This window comes from Mediterraneibacter sp. 210702-DFI.3.120 (assembly GCF_020561005.1).
Taxonomy (GTDB): domain Bacteria; phylum Bacillota; class Clostridia; order Lachnospirales; family Lachnospiraceae; genus Mediterraneibacter; species Mediterraneibacter faecis.
In genome coordinates this window covers 1-686 of the sequence record NZ_JAJCNG010000072.1, presented here as the reverse complement: position 1 = coordinate 686, position 686 = coordinate 1, and the positions used below count along the sequence as shown (strand labels likewise).

The window sequence follows — 686 nt, the reverse complement described above, 5'->3', positions numbered from 1 at the left end:
CAATCGTCTTGTATGGCGATATAGAATGACGCTTTTAACGAGCGTTTATGGTTGTTAATGGTATTGTAGGAAAAGCCTTTGTCTTTCATGCGTAACGCCCATTCTTTAGCGTCAGAGGGTTTTATCGTATCAATGCTCCTAGCACCTAACTTATCCTCTTTCAATAACCGCATGAGTTGTTCCCGTTGTTTTATTGTGCTTTTCTTCACATTTGCCCTCTGTGCGTTCTGTTTGGCATAGAGTTGGCAAAGCGTCATTTTCTTGCCTGTGCTGTCGATACCGTCCTCAATATCCCGTCTTATCTGCTGTTCCAGTTCACGAAGTGAGGGTTTTTCCCGTTTTCCCTTTGGTGTCGGGTCTGTGGGTGTCAATCTCCAAGCATACACATATTTTGTGTTTCCAAATGCGTCTACATATTTATATAAGTATTTCCCGTCTGTTCGTTGGCTCTCTCCAGTATGCAGGATACGTCCTTTGCTATCCCGTCTTTTTTCTTTCATGGTGTCTGCTCCTTTCCTTGTTGGAAAGAGCCTTGATATGACTTGTGTTCATCATAACACATACAAGGCTCATTTGCATTAGATTGCGTCCAATTTGTCAATAACCTGTTCAAACTGTCGGCGTTTAATCTGTATGCGGTTGCCATTCATAATGAGCCAGCCAGCGTCCTTGTTTTCCTCTGCCAA

General features: G+C 43.0%; 1 protein-coding gene and 1 pseudogene. Both read right to left on the bottom strand.

The window, feature by feature from the left end; all coding sequences use genetic code 11:
- On the bottom strand, positions 1–500 hold a 500-nt coding region (locus tag LI162_RS15240), incomplete at its 3' end, for an integrase DNA-binding domain-containing protein (protein ID WP_227156876.1).
- A 78-nt stretch (positions 501–578) separates the two neighbouring features.
- Positions 579–686, bottom strand: a pseudogene (locus LI162_RS15235) (excisionase); the annotation flags it as partial.